General features: G+C 67.4%; 15 protein-coding genes. 4 read left to right on the top strand and 11 right to left on the bottom strand.

Annotated elements, in window-relative coordinates:
- Window positions 1-5 precede the first annotated feature (5 nt).
- Together ccsB and pdxR are read right to left on the bottom strand one after the other, a co-directional pair.
- Window positions 6-1367 carry a c-type cytochrome biogenesis protein CcsB gene (gene ccsB, locus ACZ5YA_RS29250; RefSeq protein ID WP_118931729.1) on the bottom strand — a complete coding sequence of 454 codons (1362 nt, stop codon included), beginning with the start codon at window positions 1365-1367 and terminating at the stop codon, window positions 6-8.
- A 167-nt stretch (window positions 1368-1534) separates the two neighbouring features.
- Complete coding sequence (pdxR, locus tag ACZ5YA_RS29245; RefSeq protein WP_464091587.1) at window positions 1535-3061, bottom strand: MocR-like pyridoxine biosynthesis transcription factor PdxR; 1527 nt, start codon at window positions 3059-3061, stop codon at window positions 1535-1537.
- Window positions 3062-3294: 233 nt separating this feature from the next.
- On the opposite strand from pdxR, the gene ACZ5YA_RS29240 reads away from it, so the two are divergent.
- The 3 genes from ACZ5YA_RS29240 to ACZ5YA_RS29230 are packed head-to-tail and all read left to right on the top strand — an operon-like array spanning window position 3295 to window position 6225.
- The gene (locus tag ACZ5YA_RS29240) at window positions 3295-4854 is read left to right on the top strand and encodes a nitrite reductase (RefSeq protein WP_306633963.1); all 1560 of its coding nucleotides are present in this window, start codon (window positions 3295-3297) and stop codon (window positions 4852-4854) included.
- 16 nt (window positions 4855-4870) lie between these two features.
- A complete protein-coding gene (locus ACZ5YA_RS29235; protein ID WP_118931727.1) occupies window positions 4871-5218 on the top strand; it encodes a c-type cytochrome in 348 nt (115 codons plus the stop codon).
- A 14-nt stretch (window positions 5219-5232) separates the two neighbouring features.
- On the top strand, window positions 5233-6225 hold the full coding sequence (locus ACZ5YA_RS29230) for a precorrin-2 dehydrogenase/sirohydrochlorin ferrochelatase family protein (protein WP_280015033.1): 993 nt from the start codon (window positions 5233-5235) through the stop codon (window positions 6223-6225).
- Between the two features lie 27 nt (window positions 6226-6252).
- Here the strand turns inward: ACZ5YA_RS29230 and ACZ5YA_RS29225 are convergent, their stop codons facing one another.
- The 8 genes from ACZ5YA_RS29225 to cobA are packed head-to-tail and all read right to left on the bottom strand — an operon-like array spanning window position 6253 to window position 12325.
- A complete protein-coding gene (locus tag ACZ5YA_RS29225) occupies window positions 6253-6891 on the bottom strand; it encodes a DUF4202 domain-containing protein (protein WP_464091586.1) in 639 nt (212 codons plus the stop codon).
- Window positions 6892-8031 carry a heme d1 biosynthesis radical SAM protein NirJ gene (gene nirJ / locus ACZ5YA_RS29220; protein ID WP_464091585.1) on the bottom strand — a complete coding sequence of 380 codons (1140 nt, stop codon included), beginning with the start codon at window positions 8029-8031 and terminating at the stop codon, window positions 6892-6894.
- A gap of 13 nt (window positions 8032-8044) precedes the next feature.
- A complete protein-coding gene (gene ahbB, locus ACZ5YA_RS29215) occupies window positions 8045-8563 on the bottom strand; it encodes a siroheme decarboxylase subunit beta (RefSeq protein WP_251877625.1) in 519 nt (172 codons plus the stop codon).
- 1 nt (window position 8564) lies between these two features.
- Window positions 8565-9050 carry an Lrp/AsnC family transcriptional regulator gene (locus ACZ5YA_RS29210; protein WP_118931723.1) on the bottom strand — a complete coding sequence of 162 codons (486 nt, stop codon included), beginning with the start codon at window positions 9048-9050 and terminating at the stop codon, window positions 8565-8567.
- The gene (gene ahbB / locus ACZ5YA_RS29205; protein WP_464091584.1) at window positions 9043-10041 is read right to left on the bottom strand and encodes a siroheme decarboxylase subunit beta; all 999 of its coding nucleotides are present in this window, start codon (window positions 10039-10041) and stop codon (window positions 9043-9045) included. Before ahbB (ACZ5YA_RS29205) ends, ACZ5YA_RS29210 begins: the two co-directional genes overlap by 8 nt.
- On the bottom strand, window positions 10031-11200 hold the full coding sequence (locus tag ACZ5YA_RS29200) for a cytochrome D1 domain-containing protein (RefSeq protein WP_280015031.1): 1170 nt from the start codon (window positions 11198-11200) through the stop codon (window positions 10031-10033). The genes ahbB (ACZ5YA_RS29205) and ACZ5YA_RS29200 overlap by 11 nt, the downstream gene beginning before the upstream one ends.
- A gap of 7 nt (window positions 11201-11207) precedes the next feature.
- Window positions 11208-11555, bottom strand: coding sequence for a c-type cytochrome (locus tag ACZ5YA_RS29195; protein ID WP_464091583.1), 348 nt, complete (start codon window positions 11553-11555; stop codon window positions 11208-11210).
- Window positions 11534-12325 (bottom strand): uroporphyrinogen-III C-methyltransferase, encoded by a 792-nt coding sequence (gene cobA / locus ACZ5YA_RS29190; RefSeq protein ID WP_118931719.1) that lies wholly within the window; start codon window positions 12323-12325, stop codon window positions 11534-11536. The genes ACZ5YA_RS29195 and cobA overlap by 22 nt, the downstream gene beginning before the upstream one ends.
- Before the next feature lie 238 nt (window positions 12326-12563).
- On the opposite strand from cobA, the gene ACZ5YA_RS29185 reads away from it, so the two are divergent.
- Complete coding sequence (locus ACZ5YA_RS29185; RefSeq protein WP_059375544.1) at window positions 12564-13001, top strand: universal stress protein; 438 nt, start codon at window positions 12564-12566, stop codon at window positions 12999-13001.
- Between the two features lie 25 nt (window positions 13002-13026).
- On the opposite strand, the gene ACZ5YA_RS29180 is transcribed toward ACZ5YA_RS29185, so the two are convergent.
- On the bottom strand, window positions 13027-13953 hold the full coding sequence (locus tag ACZ5YA_RS29180) for a hydroxymethylglutaryl-CoA lyase (protein ID WP_059375546.1): 927 nt from the start codon (window positions 13951-13953) through the stop codon (window positions 13027-13029).
- Window positions 13954-13960: the final 7 nt, after the last annotated feature.

The following is a 13960-nucleotide window of genomic DNA, read 5'->3' as shown; positions in this document are numbered from 1 at the left end:
TGGGGCTACAGGCTGCCGTACGAATGCAGCCCCGACAGAAACATGTTCACCCCCAGAAAGGCGAAGCTCGTCACCACCAACCCGGCGAGCGCCCAGTAGGCCGCCACCTCTCCTCGCAGCCCCTTGAGCAGCCGCATGTGCAGCCAGGCGGCATAGTTCAGCCATACGATCAGCGCCCAGGTCTCCTTGGGATCCCATTGCCAATACGCGCCCCAGGCGTCGGCGGCCCACAACGCGCCCAGCACGGTGGCCACGGTGAAAAAGGCGAAACCCAGCGCGATGGCCCGGTACATGATGTCCTCCAGCACCTCCAGGGACGGCAGCCGGCGGGCAATGGGACGGCGCAGCGCCAGCACCGCGCCCACGACCATGGCGCCCCCGCCGAAATACAGCATCCACACAGGCGACAGCCGCCGCGAGCCGAAGATCATCGGCTCGGCGCATAGCAGCGCGCCCAGCAGGAAAACTGGAATCAGGCGCTTGCCCGCTGCGCTCTGCCCGTGCAGCTTGACCAGGTAGGCGAAGCCCACCGCACCCGCCAGCGAGAACGTGCCATAGCCCACGAAATTGGCCGGCACGTGCAGCTTCATCCACCAGCTTTGCAGTGCGGGAACCAGCGGCTGGATCTGATGGGCGCCGCGCGTGAGCGAATACCAGGACAGGAACAGGACCATCGAGGCAACCACCAGCATGACGAAGCCGCCCAGCGCTCGCGTGGCGTAGCGGGCCTCGTAGTAGAGGTAGAACAGCGCCGTGACCAGTGCAAAAAAAACGAACACCTCGTACAGGTTGCTGACCGGAATGTGTCCGACATCCGGTCCCAGCAAATGTCCTTCGCGCCAGCGCACCAGCAGGCCGGTCAGCCCCGCCCATACCCCGCCCCAGGTCAGGACTGTGCCCAGCCAGGCGATCGCGGGCCGGGCCAGCCCCGCCCAATAGCAAAGCGTGCCCAGCACGAACAGGCAGCTCATCCAGAGTATGGCCGACTGCGACGACAGCAGGTACTTGAGCAGGAAGACGTTTTCGGCGCGCCCCAGGTTGCCCTGCAGCAGCCCTGCCCCGCCCGCGTACAACCACGCGGCCAGCAGCGCGCTGGCGCCGCTGGCCAAGAACAGAGGCCGCAAGGGGCGCCACAGCCATCCCAGCCAGGCCAGGGCAGGCACCGCGCCGATCAGCATCGCTTGCTCGTAGCCGTTCAGGAACTGGCCGAACTCCCCCAGTGCATAGGCGCAGCCGGCAAGGCAGATCAGCAGGAACCCGGCGTCGGTCGGATTCAAGCGCCTGCCGGTCCGGGCAGCAGCATTCGAAACGTCCGACACGGACCGGCGGCAAGTCGGCGGGACGGACCCGGTGGCGGTAAGCGGCATCGCAGCATCTCCATGCGTAACCGTGCGGCCCAGGTTGCCCGCAGGCCGAACGAATCGAATTTTGTCATAGGACAAATTCATTCTAAGAACGACGCGCCCGCGCTGCATAGCGACGGCGCCAGCCCCCACGCTGCGCCGCCATCCCTACCGGAAACGCGGCAACCGTGCTAGACGCCCGCGCAGCGCACTTCGTCCAGGGACAGGCGGGACGCTATCCGCTCCGGACAGGATTCCTGCAATTGCCTGCAGGCCGCGTGCACGCGCGCCATGGCCAGGGCGATTTCTCCGGTTTCCAGGCCGGCGTAGCCGAACAGCAGATGCCGGGACTCGACGCCCTCACCCGCGCTGGCGGCGGCCTGGGCCAGCGGATACAGCCTCACGCCCTGCGCCAGTGCGGCCGCGGCGACCGCGTCGGCGCCGGGGCTGTCCGCCGGCAGTTCAAAGGCCAGGTGCATCCCCGAATTCTGTCCGCTGATCCGGCCGCGTCCGCCCCAGACTTTACGGATGCCACGCAGCAGTTCGTCACGCTGCGCCTGGTAGCGCCGCCGCAAGGTCTGCAGGTGGCGGGCGAAACAGTTCTCATCGAAGTAGCGCGCCAACACGGCCTGCGTCAGCCATGGGCTGCCGTTGTTGAGCAAGGCCTTGCGTTCGGCAAAATCGTCGACCAGCTCAAGCGGGCAGACCATGTATCCCAGCCTCAGGCCGGGCCCCAGCGTCTTGGAGAACGTTCCCAGGTACACGACCTGCCGCGGACTCATCGCGGCCAGCGGCATGGGCAGCACGGACTCATAGCAAAAGTCGCCGTCGTAGTCGTCCTCGATGATCAGCGCGCCGCTGCGGCCGGCCCATTCGAGCAATTGCCGGCGCCGGGACAGGGACATGGCGTAGCCCAGGGGGTACTGGTGCGAGGGCGTCACATAGGCCAGCCTGGCCGGGCCTTCCGGCAACAGGTCGGTGCGCAGTCCCTGCCCGTCCACCGGAACCGGCGCCTCCTGCGCGCCATGCCGTCGCACCAGATTCCTGAACCCCGCATAACAGGGCGACTCGAACACCGCCCGGCCGTGGCGGTCCAGGAAATGCGAGGCGATCAGGCTCAAAGCCTCCTGGCTGCCGGCGGTGATCAGCACCTGTTCGGGCTCGACCTTCAGCGCCTTGGCGGCCGACAGGTAATCGGCAATCTGCACGCGCAAGCCCCACAGGCCGGCGGGCGGCGCATATTCGGCCATGGCGCAGCCCGCATGCCGTAGCAGCTGGTTCGACAGCATGATGAACTGGCGCAACGGAAAGGCGTGGACCGAGGGACGGCCGACCTTGAAGTCATAGCGCGGCGGCATGGGCGGCGACTGGCCGCAGACGCCGCTGGAGAGGGCCTGGCTGACGGCGTCGGCGTAGACCGGCGGACGGTCCTGGACGAAATCGGGACAGCGCGGATTGATGACCAGGCTGCGGTTCAACGTCACGAAATAACCGCGGCTGGGCTTGCTCTGGATCAGGCTGGAATCGATCAGCAGTTCATACGCGCCCAGCACGGTGTTCTTCGATACCTGCAGCAGCGATGACATGCGGTTGATCGCCGGCAACCTGTCTCCTTCCTGCAGCCGTCCGGCGCGTATCAGCGCCTCGATCTGGTCGGCGATCTGCTGCTTGTAGGGTTTTGCATCCTGGCGGGATAGGGAAAGCGGGAGTGAAAACATGGCGGACAACCACAGGACAAAAAATGGCGCCGGCCTTTCGAAGCGGCGCGGGCCGGCCGCGCTCCGTTTGCTATCACGGTAGTGCTTTGGCCGCCCCCTGACTTTGTCCTATGTCAAAAAGAGATTTGGACCGTAACCATCGCACAGGCGTGAGCCGTGTCTTATCGGCCCGGCGCCACGATGACACAGTGCATGTGCCGCAGTTTCGGCAGAACCTTACGGGAGAGATCGACATGCACACCAAGCTATTGAGCGCGGCCTTGCTGTTCGTCTCGGCCGGCGCCGCCTGGAGTGCGCCGACCGAGGAGTACCTCAAGGCGAATCAGCTGTTCCAGCAGAACTGCGCCGTCTGTCATGGCGCCGACCGCGGTGGCTACATCGCGCCGGGCCTGACCAGCGACCGCCTGGTCCAAAGCGAGGCGGCGCTGCGCGGCACCATCATGACCGGCATCCCCGACACGCTGATGCCGCCCTTCGTGGGCCGCCTGTCCGACGAAGAGATCCGTGCGTTGGCCCGCCTCATCAAAACGCAGACGGCAGACGATCCAAAATGGGGGCTGGACCAGATCCGCGCCAGCGTGCAGGTGGTGGTCGACGAAGCCACCCTGCCCGCCAAGCCGACCTACGCCATCGACACCGTCTACGACCTGATGGTGGTCATGGCGCGCGGGCGCTATGGGCGCGGCGATACGGGCAACAATGCGCGCACCGTGTTCCTGGACGGCAAGACCAACAAGGTGGTGGGCGAGATCGCCACACCGGTGGCGCCGCACATCATGGATTTCAGCCCCGTGGCGGAACGCTGGGCCTGGCTCAAGAGCGACGACGGCATGGTCTACAAGATCGACCTGTACTCACTGCAGATCGTGCGCAAGGCCAAGGTCGGCCTGACGGGTCCCGGCATCGCCCTGTCCAACGACGGCAAGTGGCTGGCCATCAGTTCGTTCGTGCCCAAGAGCGTCGCCATCCTGAAGGCGGACACGCTGGAACCGGTCAAGTACATGGACCTGGAGGGCGAAGATCCGGACGGCAAGTTCGTTAAATCGGCCGGCGGGCCCGTCATCGGCAGCCGGATCAACAACAAGTTCGCCCTGACGCTGCGCCAGGCGGGCCAGATCTGGATCATCGACCCCGACAAGCCCGACATGCCCGTGACCAAGCTGACCAAGGTCGGCCGCATGCTGCATGACACCTTCCTCACGCCCGACGGGCGCTACTCCATGGTCGCGTCCTATGACGACAACAAGATCGTCGCGATCGACTTCAAGGACGACAAGGTGGTGCGCGACATACCCGCCGGCTGCCAACCTCACGTCGGCTCGGGCGCGGTGACCGAAGTCAACGGACGCTTCCTGGCCTTCGGCACCAACATCGGCACCTGCGACAAGGGCTCCGTGGTCACCGTGTGGGACACCAAGGACTTTTCCGTGGTCAAGCAGATCCCGGTGGCGGGGGCCACCGAATCGCCCGCCGCCCATCCAAACGCGCCCTACGTGGCGGTGGACATCGTCGACAAGGACAAGCGCGCGGCCTGGATCCAGCTGATCGACAAGAACACGCTGGAAGTGGCCAAGACCCTGGACGTGGGCGGGCATGCCTTCTTCCCGGACTACAACCGCACCGGCAATTACCTCTATGTCAGCTCGGGCTACTGGGGCGACCGCATCAAGATCTACGACAGCAAGACCCTGGAACTGGTGGCAGAGCACAAGATGGAAAGCCCCTCGGGCATTTTCTCCCGCGCCCGCACCCGCTGGCTGACCATCGGCCTGTCCGAAACGCGCAAATTCTGAGCCGAGGAACCGACACATGAAAACGCTATTCCGCATACTCACGGCGCTGCTGCTGTCCCAGGCCGCCGCCCACGCGCTGGCCGCCGACGGGCAGCCCGCCCTGGTCGCCGGCGGCAATCCCGACACGCTCTCGCCCCGCGTCTCCGCCATGCTGCCGTTATGCGCCTCCTGCCATGGCGCGGACGGCATCAGCGCCGTCGGCCTGTACCCCAATCTTGCGGGGCAGAAAACCGAGTATCTGGTTAAACAGCTCAATGCCTTCAAGACCCGGGAACGTAATGACCCGGTCATGAGTTCCATGGCAGAGCCCTTGAGTCCCGAAGCCATCCAGGAGCTGGCCCAGTACTTCTCCAGCCGCAAGTAAGGGAGCAGAGCGCCATGAATACGCCATCCGCGATGCTCTTCCCGGTGTACTTCAACCTGGCCGGCCGGCGGGTGGTCGTGGTGGGCGGCGGGGCGGTGGCCGAACGCAAGATCAGGCTGCTGCTCAGGGCCGGCGCCGCCGTTGCCGTGGCGGCGCCGGCCCTGACGTCCTGGCTGCGTGCAGCCGCGGACCAGGACCAGTTCCAGCATGTGCCGGAGGTCTTCTCGCCGGCCTGCCTGGACGGCGCCTGGCTGGCGGTGGCCGCGACCGATCACGGCGGCACGAACCAGGCGGTTGCCGCGGCGGCGGTTGCGCGCCGCATTCCCTGCAACGTGGTCGACGACCCCGTTCTGTCGACGATACAAGTGCCCGCCATCCTGGACCGCTCCCCGCTGGTGGTGGCGATTTCGTCAGGGGGCTGTGCGCCCGTGCTGGCGCGGCGCATCCGCGAACGGCTGGAAGCCTTGCTCGACGAAAGCACTGGAGATCTGGCCCGGCTTGCGGCGCGCTACCGCAACCGCATCGTTGCGCGCTTCCGCAACCTGGACCAACGCCGCGACTTCTACGATTGGATGCTGGACGGTCCGCTGCCCTCGTTGCTGGCGGCGGGAGACGGCAGGCAGGCCGGTCTGGCCCTGGAAGCCGCGATGCAGGCCGATACCCTGCCCCGCGCAGGCAGCGCGACGATACTGGCGGCCGCCGACGGCCCCGCCGACCTGTTGACCCTGCGCGCCTTGCGCCTGTTGAACCAGGCCGACCTGGTTGCGCACGTGCCGGCGGTCAATCCGGCCATCCTGGACAAGGCGCGGCGGGACGCGACGAGGATCGAGTTGAAAGGTCCGGGCCTGCAGCCCGACGCGACCGTAGCCACGGGCACGGGACTGGACTGGCTGGCCCGTCAGGTGCGGGCGGGCCAACGCACCGTCCTGCTGCTGGGAACCGCGCATGACCCGAAGCTGTTGGTGCGACGAATGCTGGCTTGCGGCGTGGCATGCAGCGTACTGTAGCCATCCGGCCCCAGACCAGCGCCGCGATCAGGAACTTGCGTTCCCGGCCTCCTCGCCGCCCGCCAGCGCAGCCGCCAGATAAGCCTGGCCCCGCTCGCTGAAGGACAGCGACGCGGCCGCCTGCCGGCCGGCTTCGTCCATCTTGTGCCAGGTCTTCTGCAGCACCGCGACGACCTTGTCCGGATAACGCTCGCAGAATTCCTCGTACTGGTGCTCCAAAAACACCAGGCACAGCGCGTTCTCCATGCATTGCACGTCGGCATCGCGCTTGATGCCCTGCTTGCGGATGATCTTCAGCACCGCCTGTATGGTTTGCGCGTCATGGCCTGCGCTGGCAAGCAGCCTGGCAGCGACGTCCGCGTGATGTTCCTTGAGCGTATTGCGCCATTGCAGATAGCCTGTCCTGCCGGCCGGACAGGCCTCGCGCGGGACCTCCCAGCGGCCGATGTGCTGGCAGCGGGCGGCCAGGCGCAAGGCAGCGCCGGCCCGCGGGGCCAGCTTCGCCACCCAGCCCTGGAGGAATTGGGCGTGCAGCCATTCGCGCGGCTGCATCGCGCCATTCCAGGCGACCAGATTGGGATCGCGCCGGTTGTACCCATCGAACAGTTGCCAGGCGCGTTGCAGCGATGCGTCTTCCGCATTCACCGGGTTGGGCGGGAATTCCATTCACACTCCTGTCTCGTCTTCGGTCAGATAACAGCCGGGATCCTCGGCCCAGAGGTCGCCCGACTGCTTCTGCGCACGGATGCGGGTGTTGCCGTTGCAGATGTCCAGGTAGGCGCAGCCGGCGCAGCGCCCCTTGACGGGCCGCGGCCGCAGCCGCAGCAGCTTGAGCAAGGGTTCGGCGGGATCCGACCAGATCTCCGAGAAGGGCCGCAGGCGCACGTTTCCCAGAGTGTAGTGCCACCACATGGTGTCGGCGTGGACATTGCCGCGGTTGTCGATGTTGGCGACGTTCATGCCGCTGGCGTTGCCGCCCCACAGGCGCAGCCTGGCCTCGATATGCGGCGCGCGCTGCGGGAACCGTCGACGCACCCAGTGCAGGAAGAACACGCCGTCGGCATCGTTGTTGCCGGACGTGAACTCACGGGGTTTGCCGGCCACGGCATGTTCCAGGCAGGTCTCGAAGATCCGCTCCATGGCCACCCGCGTCATGCGGTGGTGACTGTCCTCGCCCCGGTTGCGGCCGCCGCGGCCCGCGTAGTTCAGGTGTGAAAAGTAGAAGCGGTCGACATTCTCGGCGTCCAGCAATGCCAGCAGCCCAGGAAGATCGTCGGCGTTGCCCTGGGTCATGGTGTAGCGGATGCCGACCTTCAGGCCGCGGTCCCGGCACAGCCGGATGCCTGCCAGCGAGGCATCGAACGCACCCGCCTCGCCCCGGAAGCGGTCGTGCGTCGCGCCCAGGCCGTCCAGTGAAATGCCCACGTAGTCGAAGCCGCAGCCGGCGATGGACTCGATGTTGCGCCGGTCTATCAGGGTGCCGTTGGACGACAGGCCTACGTAAAAGCCCATGGCCTTGGCCCGGCGCGCAATCTCGAAAATGTCCGGCCGCAGCAGCGGTTCGCCGCCAGACAGGATCAGCGCCCTGACGCCGTGGGCATGCAGATCGTCCATGACCGCGCAGACCTCGGCGTAGTCCAGTTCGCCGGCAAAGTCCCTGTCGACCGATGCGGAGTAGCAATGCCGGCAATGCAGATTGCAGCGCCGGATCAGGTTCCAGATCACCACGGGTCCGGCCGCCCCCCGGCGAGGCGCGAGCGGCGTGGAGCGTAGCAGTTCGGAGACGAAGACAGAGATGCGGAACATGCGGAATTCCTCGCTATGCGTCCGGCCCACGGCCGTCTTTCAGGCGCAGGCCGGTCTTTTTCAGGATGGCCGAGGAAAACAGCACGTCGCGCGCACGCAGGGCGTCCGGAAAGCGCGCTTCCAAGGCCTCGGCGACTTCATCGATGCGCGCCAGCACCGCCGCGCGGTCGGCGCCGTGCAGCATGGCGTAGAGGTTGTAGCGCCACAGCGGCGGATGCCGGGGACGCCGGTAGCAATGGCTTACTTCCGCACGCTGGCCCAGCCAGGCTCCCACGGCGTCGATCTGGCCGTCGTCCACATCCCAGACCGTCATGCCGTTGGCCACGAATCCCAGCGCGTAGTGGTTGGGCACCACGCCGATGCGCCGTATCACGCCGCGCGCGAGCATGTCGCGCAAATGCGCCATCACCTCGGCTTCGGTGACGCCCAGCCGCTCGGCCACGGCCCGGTACGGATCCCGCCGGATCGGCAGCCCGTCCTGCGTGGCGTGGACCAGGGACAGTTCGAACGGAGTCAGGCCGGCTGCGTCCATCTCAGACCTCCAGCTTCATTTCAAGGAAGTACTCTCGTTCCTTCGGAAACGCCAGCACGGGCAGGCCCGTCTCCTGTTCGATGGCGCGCAAACAGGCAGCCACATCGGCGGGATCAGCCGCCGCCAGCACGAACCACATGTTCAGCGCATGCTCGCGGCGGTAGTTGTGCGCAACCTCGATCCGGCGGTTGACCAGGGCCACGACCCGCTCCCATTGCGCCTGCGGTACGGCCATCGCCGCCAGGCAGTAGGCACCGCCAGCGCGCTCGATCTGGAACAGCGGACCGAAACGGCTCAACGCGCCGCACTCGCGCAAGCGGGCCACGCGCGCGATCACGGCGTCTTCGTCCAGCCCCAGCGCCCGCGCGACGTCCGCGAACGGACGCGGGCTGATGGGAAAGCCGCCCTGCAGGCGGTTGATCAGCTTGCGGTCGGCAGCGTCCAGCGCCAGCGGCACGCTCGCGGCAATGTTCTTGGGCCTAACCATGCGCCGCCTCTTCCGGCACGAACCTCGCGCCGCGCTGCTTGAAGCACCTGGTCGAAAACAGCACCGCATGCGGCCAGGCATCCAATCCGAGCCGGCCGGCGATGGCATCGCGCAGCGCCCGCACCGCTTCCCGCTCCTTGCCGTGGATCATGCAGAAGAGGTTGTAGGGCCACTGCGGCAAGCGCCGCGTGCGCCGGTAGCAGAGTGTGACGCCGGGCTCGGCACCCAGCCGCTCCCCCAGCGCATCCACCCGCGCGTCGTCCACGTTCCAGACGCACATCGCATTGGCGCGAAAACCCAGCTGGCGATGCCTGAGCACCACGCCGAAGCGACGGAACAGGCCTGCACGCAGCCAGCGCTCCAGCAGGCGCAGCGTCTCGTCTTCATCCAGCCCCGTCGGCAGCCCCAACCGGCGATAGGGTTGCGCGCAAAGGTCCAACCCATTCTGCACGGCGTGGAGCAAGACCTCTTGCGCGCTGCCGGCGGGCGGCAGCGCGGCTGGACTGCCGCCGCGCTGCGGCGCTGCGCGTTGTTGTGGCGTACTCAGGCTGAAACCCAAGTCGATGTGGTACTCGGCCTCCATGGGCAAGGCCAGCGGCTCGCAGCCGGTGTCTTGCCCGATCCGCGCCAGCAAGCGCGCCAACGCGCCAGGCGTGCGGCTGGCGGCCACAAACCACAGGTTCAGCGCATGCTCGCGCTCGTAGTTGTGATTGACCTGCGGCAGACTGCTGACGTAGGCGGCGACCTGATCCACGCGGCCGGCCGGCACCCGCATGCCGACCAGCGCGCTGGCGAAACAGGACTGGTGCAGCACCGGGCCGATCCGGCTCACCACGCCCGCTCGCTGCCACAGGCGAAAGCGCGCCAGCACCGTGTCTTCATCCTGGCCGACGCGCTCGGCCAGCAAGGCGTAGGGGCGCGAGACCAGCGGGAAGTCGCGCTGCCAGCCATCGAGCAGACGCAAATCTGTAGCGGACAGCTCAGAATCCAATGCGGCCGCTCCTGTTGGTGAAGAAAATGCCGCTGGGCTTGGGAATGTCGAGCGTGGCGCCGCGTTGCAGCGTCCGGGTGTCGTACACCACGACCCGGTCATCGTCGCGTGCCGACAGCCATACCGCCTCTCCGCGCGGCGTGAACTCCATGTGCAGCACGCCGCGGCCCGGCGCCAGCGTCCGGACCACGGCCAGGGTGTCGGTGTCGATGACCTGCACCTGGCCGTTGTCGGGCACCGCGAAGTTGACCCAGACACGGCGGCCATCGGGCTGCGCCATGACGAACACCGGCTGGCCCAACGTGGCGATGCGGCCGGTTTCCTGCCAGGTGGCGGTATCCACCACCAGCACCTCGTGCCTGCCGATGGCGGGCAGGAACAGCCGGCCGCCCGCCGCGCTCCAGCCTCGCAGATGGGGCATCTTGTAGACCGGCAGCGCTTCCTCGCCGCGCCCATAGCCCTGCAGGATCTTGCGCACGCCAGCCTCCGGATGCCAGAGGTCCATCATGGCCAGCGCATCCTCGCCAAACAGCCCGGCGATGTAATAGCGGCCGTCAGGGGTGACGAGCGCATCGTAGGGTTGACGGCCGGCCTCATAGCGCTGCGTGGCCGGGCGGGCGGGGTCCGACAGATCGGTGATCCAGATCTCGCCCGCGTCGAACAGCGCGTAGGCGAACTTCTGTCCGGGCAGGTCCGCCAGGCCGACCACTTTGGAACGCTTGCCCGGCGCATACTCGGCCGGCACTTCGCTGATCTGGCGCAAGGTCTGGGCATCGAATACCTTGATGCCGCCAGGCGTGTAGTTCTGCACCACGATCAGCCGGCCGTCCTGCGAAATGGCGCCGCCGATTGCATTGCCGGACTGGATGATGCGGCGGTCCACGCGCCTCCGCAGCAGATCCACCTTGCTCAGCCCGCCGTCGCGGCCGAAGACGTAGCCGTAGCGGCCATCGCGGGAATAGGCGATGTGCGCGTGGGAAAGATCGCCCAGCCCTTCGACCCGCGCCAGCCGGGTCTGCCCGCTGGTTTCGACGATGGAGACGGCGCCATCGGCACGCTCGATCACCATGCCCAGGTCGTTGGTGCCGCGCGGGTCGGTAGCCGCTGCGCAGCCGGCCAGCGCAACGGCGGCCAGGACAAGCAGGAGTCGCAGTTTCATGAATCCTCTATTCCTCAGGAAAGCCTTGGAGCAGGCGCGCGGCGATCCAGGTGGCTTCATCGGGCGCAAGCACGCCGCGCCACCCTGGCATGGCGGTCCCCGGCAGGCCGCGCAGAATCGCCTGTTCGAGATAGGCCGGCGGCTTGCCGGCAAGCGCTTGCGGCGTCAGCGCCGGCCCCAGGCCGCCACTCAGGCGTAATCCATGGCAGGAGCCGCAGTCCTGCCGCACCAGGTGGATGAGCCGCTGCCGATCGGCGGGATCGAGGTCCGGCGCCGCCTGCACCTGGCCCGCCGCCGCGCCCAGCCCCGTGCAACAGGCCAGCGCCAGGCATGTCAGGCCGCGACCGGGGCGCATGGCTCGGCCGTGTCACGCAACAGCAGCTGTCCCGCCGCGGCGGCGGACCATGCCCGCTGCGCCAGACGTACCACGTCGCCGACCACCAGCAGCGTGGGCGGCTTGAAGCCGGCCACCAGCTGCGGAATCTGGCGCAAGGGGGCCACCGTCCAGTCCTGGGCTTCGGTGGTGCCGGAATGAACCAGCGCGGCCGGCGTATCGCCGCCACGCCCATGCCGCTGCAAGGACGCGACGATCTCGGCGGCGTTGGCAACCCCCATGTAGAACACCAGGGTACAGGTGGGATCGACCAGCGAACTCCAGTCCAGTTCAAGACCAGCATCGTCCCGCAGATGGCCCGTGATGAAACGCACGCTGGCCGCCACGCCCCGATGCGTCAAAGGAATGCCCAACGCTGCCGCGCAGCCATTGGCGGCGCTGATGCCCGGCACGACCTCAACCGGTACGCCATGCCGGGACAGGAACAGCAGTTCTTCGCCGCCCCGGCCGAAAATGAACGGATCACCGCCCTTCAAGCGCACGACGCGGGAGCAAGACCCCGCCAGCGCCAACAGCAACTGATGGATGTCTTCCTGCCGATGCCGGCAGTCGCCCACCATCTTGCCGACGTCATGGAATTGCGCGGCGGGATTGATGAGGGGCAGGATGCCGGCGCCCACCAGCCGGTCACAGACCACGGCATCGGCCTGCTGCAACAGCCGCAAGGCGCGCACCGTCAGCAGCTCGGGATCGCCCGGACCGGCGCCAACCAAGTAAACCGTTCCGCTCACTACTCCCTCCCTTGCAGCCGCGCTGCGCAAATAAGGCTTCAGGAGGAAGTGTAGGTAGCGGGATGGCGACGCAGTAGGTACGGTCCGTGCCGCCGCCATGGGTGCGCCGGCCGCGCCCAGCGTATTTTCCTCGCGATTCGCCGAGAGCCGCCACAAGGCGTAGTATGAGGACAGCCGCTGTTCACGCTCCTAGGGCCGCGCGCACTCGCGCCGCCCTCCCCACCCTCAGGAGGTAGTCATGTACAAGCACATACTCATCCCCATCGACGGATCCGAACGCTCATATGCCGGCCTGGCGCAAGGACTGGGCCTGGCCAGCGCCCTGGGCGCAAGCGTCACGGTGCTGACGGTGTACAGCGCCTACCGCCCCACTTCCATGGAAACGGTGCATCTGGAAGGGGTGCATACGGAGTATGAGCGCGAGGCCAAGGAGCTCGCCAGGTCGTACCTGTCGCAAGCGGCCGCGCAGGCCACCGCCGCGGGCGTGTCCTGCACCACCGAAATGCGCGAAAGCAATAACCCGGCGCAGACCATCATCGATATCGCCATGACGCAAGGCTGCGACCTGATCGCCATGGCCTCGCGCGGCCATGGCGGGCTGGCGGCCGTGCTGCTGGGCAGCCAGACGCAGAAGGTGATGGCGCATTCGACGCTGCCGGTGATCGTCTACCGCTAGCGCCGCCCCCTTTCCCGGACTTGCGCTAGACCGGGACGCGCGCCCGGTAGGTCTTCGGTATGCCAGCGGCGGCCACGCCGCTGCGCAGGCTTTCCTGCGGCAGCGCCTGGGCCAGCAAGGGCCGCGCCTGCAACAGCCGCGACAGATCCACGCCCGTGCGGTAGCCCATGCTTTCCAGCATGAAGACCAGGTCTTCGGTAACGATGTTGCCCGACGCGCCAGGCGCGAAGGGGCAGCCGCCCAAGCCGCCCAGGCAGGAATCGAAGGCGCGGATGCCCTCGTCCAGCCCGGCCAGCGCATTGGCCAGGCCCAGCCCCATCGTGTCGTGCAGATGCAGCTTGACCAGCCGCGCGCCCACGGCGTCCTGCGCGGCGCGCACCGCATCGCGCACCAGCGCCGGATGGGCATAGCCCACGGTGTCTGCCAGCGCGATCTCGTCTGCGCCTGCCAACGCGGCGGCGGCGGCCACCTGCGCGACACGCCGCACCGGCACGGCGCCTTCGAGCGAACAGCCGAAGGCGGTGGCGACCGCCGCATCGATGCGCATGGGCCGCGGCTGTGCCCGCGCCCAATCGACAATGGCGGCCAGCACCTCCACCTGCGCGTCGGTGCCCTTGCCCACGTTGGCGCGGCTATGCGTGTCGCTGACCGAGACGGGAAACGACAGCGCGTGCGCGCCTGCCTCGTAGGCGGCAATGGCGCCCTTGAGGTTGCAGACCAGAGCGACGACGGTCAGCCCGTCGATCTTCAGGACCTCGGGCAGGACGGCGCCCGTATCGGCCATCTGCGGCACCAACCGCGGCGACACGAAGCTGCCCGCCTCGATCTCGCGCAGGCCGGCATCGGCCAGTTGCCGGATCCAGCGCAGCTTATCGGCCGCGGACATCATGCCCTTGGCCATCTGCAGCCCGTCGCGCGGACCCACTTCGCAAAGCCTGATTTCCTGGTTCATGTGCTGT

Source organism: Achromobacter sp. JCM 18799, from assembly GCF_055395645.1.
This window is presented reverse-complemented; position numbering and strand designations above follow the sequence as displayed.

Coding starts and splice junctions, on each gene's coding strand:
- ACZ5YA_RS29200 (WP_280015031.1), bottom strand. CDS start 11,200: ATGAAACTGCGACTCCTGCTTGTCCTGGCCGCCGTTGCGCTGGCCGGC.
- nirJ (WP_464091585.1), bottom strand. CDS start 8,031: ATGTTCCGCATCTCTGTCTTCGTCTCCGAACTGCTACGCTCCACGCCG.
- ACZ5YA_RS29225 (WP_464091586.1), bottom strand. CDS start 6,891: ATGGAATTCCCGCCCAACCCGGTGAATGCGGAAGACGCATCGCTGCAA.
- ahbB (WP_251877625.1), bottom strand. CDS start 8,563: ATGGACGCAGCCGGCCTGACTCCGTTCGAACTGTCCCTGGTCCACGCC.
- ACZ5YA_RS29185 (WP_059375544.1), top strand. CDS start 12,564: ATGTACAAGCACATACTCATCCCCATCGACGGATCCGAACGCTCATAT.
- ACZ5YA_RS29230 (WP_280015033.1), top strand. CDS start 5,233: ATGAATACGCCATCCGCGATGCTCTTCCCGGTGTACTTCAACCTGGCC.
- ACZ5YA_RS29180 (WP_059375546.1), bottom strand. CDS start 13,953: ATGAACCAGGAAATCAGGCTTTGCGAAGTGGGTCCGCGCGACGGGCTG.
- ACZ5YA_RS29210 (WP_118931723.1), bottom strand. CDS start 9,050: ATGGTTAGGCCCAAGAACATTGCCGCGAGCGTGCCGCTGGCGCTGGAC.
- ACZ5YA_RS29235 (WP_118931727.1), top strand. CDS start 4,871: ATGAAAACGCTATTCCGCATACTCACGGCGCTGCTGCTGTCCCAGGCC.
- pdxR (WP_464091587.1), bottom strand. CDS start 3,061: ATGTTTTCACTCCCGCTTTCCCTATCCCGCCAGGATGCAAAACCCTAC.
- ccsB (WP_118931729.1), bottom strand. CDS start 1,367: ATGCCGCTTACCGCCACCGGGTCCGTCCCGCCGACTTGCCGCCGGTCC.
- ACZ5YA_RS29195 (WP_464091583.1), bottom strand. CDS start 11,555: ATGCGCCCCGGTCGCGGCCTGACATGCCTGGCGCTGGCCTGTTGCACG.
- ACZ5YA_RS29240 (WP_306633963.1), top strand. CDS start 3,295: ATGCACACCAAGCTATTGAGCGCGGCCTTGCTGTTCGTCTCGGCCGGC.